This window comes from Ruminococcus flavefaciens (assembly GCF_900116855.1).
Taxonomy (GTDB): Bacteria; Bacillota; Clostridia; order Oscillospirales; family Ruminococcaceae; genus Ruminococcus; species Ruminococcus flavefaciens_R.
In genome coordinates this window covers 253,100-259,958 of record NZ_UETD01000006.1, presented here as the reverse complement: position 1 = coordinate 259,958, position 6,859 = coordinate 253,100, and the positions used below count along the sequence as shown (strand labels likewise).

The window sequence follows — 6,859 nt, the reverse complement described above, 5'->3', positions numbered from 1 at the left end:
ACGCCCTCACTTGCAGGGCGTCCCCTCTCAAAAAACAGTCCACCGGACTGTTTTTTGATTCACCCCTTGCGGAGCGCTTTGTTTTATTTCGTCGCCTTAAAAGCTGAAAGCGACGACCAGAGGCGCTGCCTCTGGACTCCGCCAAAGGAACACAGTCCCTTTGGAATCCCTTACATAGGCTCGGCGTACTTATTGCGCTGTAAGCGATGTACAAATACCATTTTTGATATTATTAAGCGAGTTTACGAGCGACAACGTGGCAAGCGGTCGAGCTGGCTCAGCTCGAAATTCTGATTTGTGATAGTAACAAATATAGTATCAGAGCAGAATACTGCTTATGTTATATTGTAATTTCATGACACTGATATATTGTGCTGTTCGTAAACAGCTGCTAATGAAAAAATATCACCGCTACATCATAAAAATGTTATAATAGCACAAAAATAGTATTCATATTATTATAACGTAAAAAACAAATTCTCATTTGCACCTAATCTGCGTTTTGTGGGTTGACGGATGAAAAAATATATGTTAAAAAACAGTATATAATATGTTCTTTTATTATTAACAAAGACATAAAAGGAGGATTGGAAATGAAAAAAATATTACCACTCATCACTGCGGCAGCGCTTTCCCTCTCAGCTGTCGCATCAGTACCCGTGACCGCTGCGGATACTGATTATCTTCTTCACAGCACCTTTGAGGACGGCACAGAAAAGTGGACGGGACGCGGTTCTGCGTCGGTCAAGGTAGTCTCGGGCACCTCTCGCTCGGGAGAAGCTTCCCTCTACACCAGCGGCAGAGAAAACAACTGGAATGGTGCCACAGTAAGTCTCGGCTCCACATTCAGCGCAGGGCAGTCCTATGCTTTCAGCGCATATGTAATGACCGAGGACACTTCTTCTCCCGTGACCTTCTGCCTCACTTTGCAGTACAGTGACGGTACTACGGATAAGTACCCGAAGATCGCACAGGTAACTGCCGAAAAGGGCGAATGGGCTCATCTGGAAAATAATGATTTTACCATTCCCGAGGGTGCAGACAATATCCAGCTCTACATCGAGACTGAGGAGGGCAAATGCAGCTTCTACATCGACGAGATAGTGGGCGCCAAGAGCGGAACGACTATCGAGGAGCCGCCTGCTGCTGTTAAGATGAACAAGGGCGATATCAACTACGACGGAGTTATCGACTCTCTTGACATCGTGGCTGCCCGTAAGGGGCTCATCAACGGTATAACCGACAAGAGAACTCTCAAGGCGGCTGACGCTGACAGCAACGGCGTTTACGAGCTCAACGACGCTATCCTCATCATGCAGTTCGTTGCGGCAAAGATAACGGAGTTCCCCGTAGTTGAACCTGTTATTATCCCGGGTCAGCAGAAGTACACCACCGAGGAGCTGACAGAGCTCATGCAGAGTCAGGTAGTTAACAGCGAGCCTGCGGATTCTCACACCGAGAAGCCCGGAGTAAAGTACGGTACCATCAAGAAGGAGACCTACTTCTCCAAGAAGGCAAACAAGAACAAGCCCTACAACATTCTGCTTCCTGCTGATTACGACGAGAGCAAGGAATACCCCGTTCTTTACATTCTCCACGGCTTCTTCGAGAACGAGAACCGTATGATAACACAGGGCAACGGTCAGATGTACACCAAGCAGATAATCGGCAATGCCATAGCTTCGGGCGAGGCTAAGGACATGATCGTTGTAGTTCCCTTCGTATTCACCAGTGCAACCATGAATGACGCAACAGGCTTTGCAGATCCGGGCTCAAACGAGGGCTACGACAACTTCGTTGATGATATCGTTGACAGTCTTATGCCTCATATCGAGGAGAAGTACAGCGTCAAGACGGGCAGGGACTACACTGCGGTAACAGGCTTCTCAATGGGCGGACGTGAGTCTCTCCAGATAGGTATGAAGCACGGTGACAAGTTTGGCTATGTAGGCGCTATATGTGCAGCTCCCGGCGCACAGGGCGCGTTCAAGTGGAGCAATCCCGAGGATCAGCCCTACCTCTTGTTCATCACAGGCGGTACACAGGATGATGTAGTTCGTCTCGATACTCCTCAGGGCTACCATAACAACTTTGACAAGAACGGCGTTCCTCATGTATGGCACGTTGTTCAGGGCGGACACCATGGCGACGACTCTATCCATGCACATCTGTATACCTTTGTAAGGGGAATTTTCCAGGCAACAGACTGACAAAACATTTTTCAAACAGAGATCCATAAATAGCTTTGCCCCTGAGCGCTTTAAAGCGCTCAGGGGCATTGTATTATTTGCACTGCTCAAATAAATCAAAATTTAGCAAAGCTAAATTTTGATTTAAGCCGTTAGCCCATAGCCATTAGCCGTTAGCCCATAGCCATTAGCCGTTAGCCTGATGTAGGGGCGGCGTTCCGCCGCCCGATAATAAAGCGGCGAAGCCGCTTCCTAATGGCTAAAAGCTAAAGGCTAAGGGCTTCGGAATTTAACACCGAAGGTGTTAAATTCTGATTTATATCATTTTATTGCAAGGAGCCTATTCTGGATGGCGAGGGCGTCGTTTGCGGTGATACCGCCGCCTGCTTCGTAAACATCACCCTTGAATCTGCCGAGTGCAGAGAGCTCATACTTATCGGGATTTGCAAGGGACTGCATAATGAATATAGCATCTGCAAGATCGGTCTCTCCGTCGTTGTTTGCATCGCCGGTGCGGTCATCGTCTGTCATATTTGACATCTGACCGTCAGGACTGAACTTAAGGGGAGGGAGACTCTTTAATGAGGCAAGCTGAGCGGCATACTCATTGAGACGAGCCATATAATTATTGCAGATCTCATCCATTTCCTCCTCGGTCTTATCTTCTATGGAGATGAAAAGGTCGATGATTTCGAGGTCGTTCATATCGCCGCTGAGACCGTTGTCGTTAACATCCATATCATTTATGAACGTATTGCGCACATCCTTGGGAAGTATGGACTGTTCATCGGTGACGCCTGCTCTCTGCTCGCACTTGAAGATATATGTGTTGAAGGAGTCAAGTGAGTTGAGTATACCGTCATCATTGGTGTCGGGGAGTGACTTTTCGCCGTTATGCACCGCCTCCACAAAGGCATTGTACTCTCTGTCGAACATCTTGGCGTCGTAGTCGATGTACGGATCATTCTGAGGAACGTAGCTGAAGTAATCCTCTGTGACAAATCGAGTGAGCTCCAGCTTGGAGGCGCCCTCCAGAACGCTCTCAAAGAACTCGTCTGTTATCATATCCTTGGTAACATTGCCGTGCTCATAATAGTACATATTAGTGAAGTTGAATCTCCAGTCTCCGCCGGGGGCAGATTCGGGCAGAGCGTCATAAATAGCCTTGGCGCGGGCGAAAATGTCCTTATCCATGTTCTCGCTGATAGAGTTGTCCGCAGGATTAACGGAAAATACTTCTCTGTTGAGGGAATATGCCCAGAAATATGTAAGATCGGTCAGATCGCAGTTTCCGTCGGCGTTAAGGTCGGGGTCAATAGTGCCGTTATCCACATACTCGCAGTAGATATCGTAACCTGCCATAAGATAGGAACAGTCCATTTTGAGCTGACCGATAAAACCTTCTACCAGAGAATGGGTGGTTACAGAGGGCGAATGGCATACGAAGCCTGTATGTGTGACTTCGTATATCTGCTCATAGTCAGCATAGGTATCAGGATCGAAGTCCTTTAATGACATATGGTGAGTAGTGATGTAGTACCTGATGAGATGCTCTGCGTCATCCCAATTCTCCATGCCGTCACCGGTAAGGTCGCCCAGCGCTTCAAGTGTATCCTTGTATTCTTCGTTGTAGTCAAGTCTGTTGGTATATGCGAAATAGATAAGACAGTCGATGAGATCAAAGGTGCCGTCGCCGTTGACATCGGTAGGTATCTCGCCCTTGTCAAAGGCATCGAACATTTCTATTTCCTCATCCCATATCCTGCTCTGAGGAATGTGCTCATATGCAGCTGATGCAGGCAAAGAAGCTGCTCCTGCTGCGACAGTAAGTGCTGCGGTAAGTGCTAAAAGTTTCTTCATGGTTATTACCCCTTTCTGTAAGAAGTGGTTGGTGGGTGTATATTAATCTCCATTATAATGATAGCACTCTTTACGGTAATAATCAAGTATTTTTGATAAATAATGTGAAATATTTATTATCATTACAGTAAAACAGAGGAGAACAACTGCTGATTTGACAATTGCTCCGCTATATATTATAATTGTAGAGTATAATGCGGAAAGGGAAGGAGCATGAATGTGAGCGAGACTAAACGCCGCAAGGGAAAGAGCAGGATGGCTTTCCCCGAGGATTACTGCGTAGTGGATATAGAGACCACGGGACTTGCTCCCGAGGAGTGCGAGATAATCGAGATAGCGGCAGTACGTTACAGAAACGGCAGAAAAGCTGCGGTATTCAGCACTCTTATAAAGCCTCACAGCAGGATAACCCCGTTCATCACCGAGCTTACGGGCATAACAAACGATATGGTAAAGGATGCTCCCGATATAACCTCGGCTATCATGGATTTCTATGAGTTTGCAGGAAGTGATATGCTCATGGGCTACAATGTGAATTTCGATATAAACTTCCTCTATGACAATCTTCTCCGCTGCCACGGTATATATCTTACCAATGATTTTGTGGACGTGCTGAGATTTTCACGGAAGGCTCTGCCAATGCTGCCCAACAGGAGACAGACCACTGTGGCTGCTCATTACGGTATCGAGATAGAGGGCGCCCACCGAGCGGAAAAGGACTGCGAGATATGCAACGCCTGCTACCTGCGTCTCAGGGACGAGCTGAGGAAAATGACTGAGGAGACTGACTGATATGGGCGGACTGAAAGAAAGACTCTTTGGATATGCTCGTGAGCGTTACGGCTCCGAGCCCGAGTATCTGTGGAAAAGATACCCTGATTTTGCAGTGTTCCGCTGCGCTGCCAACAAGAAGTGGTATGCCATTTCCATGGGAGTTGACGGGAAAAGTCTCGGGCTGGAAAAGGGCGTTAAGTACGAAATAGTCAACGTGAAGTGCAGTCCACTGATGACAGGCTCTCTCCTTGCTATGAAAGGCATACTGCCTGCATACCATATGCAGAAGGAGCAGTGGGTGTCGGTGCTTCTTGACGGCACAGTGGACGAGGAGCAGCTGCTGGGACTGCTGGACATGAGCTATGAGCTTGCCTCACAGAGCGGCAGCGGCAAAAGGCTTCGCACAGACACAAAGGAATGGCTTATCCCTGCCGCACCTGCCATGTACGATGTTGAGCAGGATTTCCGACGGGACGGTGCTATAATCTGGAAGCAGACCTCGGATGTGATAGTGGGGGACACGGTCTATATCTATATGGCTGCACCAATCTCTGCCATAATGTACAGGTGCGTGGCTGAGGAGGTCAATATTCCCTACAACTACGATGACGGCAGCTACCGTATAAAAAAGGCTATGAAGCTGAAGCTTACCCACAGGCTCGCTCAGGAGGATATGCCTCTATCGGAGATGAGGAAGCTGGGAGTGTCAGCGGTAAGAGGAGCAAGAGGAGTCCCCAACACTCTTTCGTGCAGGCTCAGGGAGCTTTGCAGAAGCGGGGAGCCCCCGCAGGCTGTTTCGCGGTGAAGTGCGGCAGAAACGGAACTTTAACGCCGCGCTCTTTGCCTTTTTAAACCAGTTGTGTTATAAGCGGGGAGCCCCCGCAGGCTGTTGCGCAGCGAAGTACGGCAAAAGCGGAACTTTAATGCCGCGCCCCTTGCCTTTTTAAAACAATTATGATATAATTAACTGTATACACTTTATTTTTCCCCGATTTTTGACAGGAGGATCTTTATGCTTAATGCTGATCTGAAGGAATTTGTATTTACTTCCGATTATGACGAACTTGTTGTCTCAGCTGTACTGGCGGTGCCCTCGGGAGATATAAACGGCATTGTTCAGGTGATCCACGGCATGAATGAGCACAAGGAGCGCTATTACCCGTTTATGGACTACCTTGCGGAGCAGGGCTTCATTACGGTCATAAGCGACAACAGAGGACACGGAAAAAGTATCGTTGAGCCCGATGACATAGGCTTTATGTTCAGGAGAGGCGGAGAGGGTCTTATCAGCGATATTGCTCAGCTCAACCGCAAGGTGAAGGCTGCCTATCCCGATGTTCCCGTATTTATCGCCGCAAGCGGCATGGGAGCCGCAGCTGCAAGATGCTTCATGAAGGAGCACGATGCCGAAATAAACGGTATAGTTCTTCTGGGTACTATCTGCCACAGCGCATTTTCTCAGCCTGCCCGTATCATAGGGTCGGTATCTTCAAAGCGTCCCGGAAGCCGTTTCAGGAGCGAGAAGATATTCGATACTATCGATGACAGCTTCGGCAAGTTCTTTGAGGATCCCATAAATTCATGGAGATGCAGCGATCCCGACGCAGTCCTTGCGTACAACGAGGATCCGCTGTGCAACTTCAAGCCCACTCTCAATGCCTATCAGGAGCTGCTCTGGCTGGTGAAGCAGTCCGAGTCGGGACGCGGCTGGAATGTTGCCAATCCCTCGCTGCCCATACGCTTTATCTCGGGCAGGGACGACTCCGCTATGATATCGGAGAGAAAGTTCATGGGCTCCATGAAGAAGCTGGAAAAGCTGGGCTATGAGAGCATATCCCACCGTCTGTTTGACGGTATGAGACATGATGTGCTCATGGAGAAGAACTCCGTCAACGTGTATAAAGACATTGCAAAGACCCTGTTCTCGTGGCTGGATCGCTGGAACGACGAACGCTTTGAAGCCATGGCTGAGGAAGCTGCGGCAGAGGAGCTGCCCGTTCAGCAGGAGGAGCCTGCGGAAGAGGTAAACGAATAAA

At 48.6% G+C, this 6,859-nt stretch carries 5 protein-coding genes; 4 read left to right on the top strand and 1 reads right to left on the bottom strand.

Features of this window, described 5'->3' with window-relative positions:
- Window positions 1-593 precede the first annotated feature (593 nt).
- The gene (locus DSZ37_RS08035; RefSeq protein ID WP_109726398.1) at window positions 594-2,210 is read left to right on the top strand and encodes a carbohydrate binding domain-containing protein; all 1,617 of its coding nucleotides are present in this window, start codon (window positions 594-596) and stop codon (window positions 2,208-2,210) included.
- A gap of 300 nt (window positions 2,211-2,510) precedes the next feature.
- Here the strand turns inward: DSZ37_RS08035 and DSZ37_RS08030 are convergent, their stop codons facing one another.
- The gene (locus tag DSZ37_RS08030) at window positions 2,511-4,049 is read right to left on the bottom strand and encodes a hypothetical protein (RefSeq protein WP_109726397.1); all 1,539 of its coding nucleotides are present in this window, start codon (window positions 4,047-4,049) and stop codon (window positions 2,511-2,513) included.
- A 219-nt stretch (window positions 4,050-4,268) separates the two neighbouring features.
- Here DSZ37_RS08030 and DSZ37_RS08025 point away from each other — a divergent pair, with 219 nt between their 5' ends.
- The 3 genes from DSZ37_RS08025 (at window position 4,269) to DSZ37_RS08015 (ending at window position 6,858) form a co-directional block, all read left to right on the top strand.
- Entirely contained in the window at window positions 4,269-4,841 is a 573-nt protein-coding gene (locus tag DSZ37_RS08025; RefSeq protein WP_181380279.1) for a 3'-5' exonuclease, read from the top strand.
- 1 nt (window position 4,842) lies between these two features.
- Complete coding sequence (locus DSZ37_RS08020) at window positions 4,843-5,628, top strand: MmcQ/YjbR family DNA-binding protein (protein ID WP_109726395.1); 786 nt, start codon at window positions 4,843-4,845, stop codon at window positions 5,626-5,628.
- A 207-nt stretch (window positions 5,629-5,835) separates the two neighbouring features.
- Entirely contained in the window at window positions 5,836-6,858 is a 1,023-nt protein-coding gene (locus DSZ37_RS08015; protein WP_109726394.1) for an alpha/beta fold hydrolase, read from the top strand.
- Window position 6,859 lies beyond the last annotated feature (1 nt).

Excerpts from the sequence above, each read along its gene's own strand:
- DSZ37_RS08030 (WP_109726397.1), bottom strand. The coding sequence starts at position 4,049 with ATGAAGAAACTTTTAGCACTTACCGCAGCACTTACTGTCGCAGCAGGA.
- DSZ37_RS08020 (WP_109726395.1), top strand. The coding sequence starts at position 4,843 with ATGGGCGGACTGAAAGAAAGACTCTTTGGATATGCTCGTGAGCGTTAC.
- DSZ37_RS08015 (WP_109726394.1), top strand. The coding sequence starts at position 5,836 with ATGCTTAATGCTGATCTGAAGGAATTTGTATTTACTTCCGATTATGAC.
- DSZ37_RS08035 (WP_109726398.1), top strand. The coding sequence starts at position 594 with ATGAAAAAAATATTACCACTCATCACTGCGGCAGCGCTTTCCCTCTCA.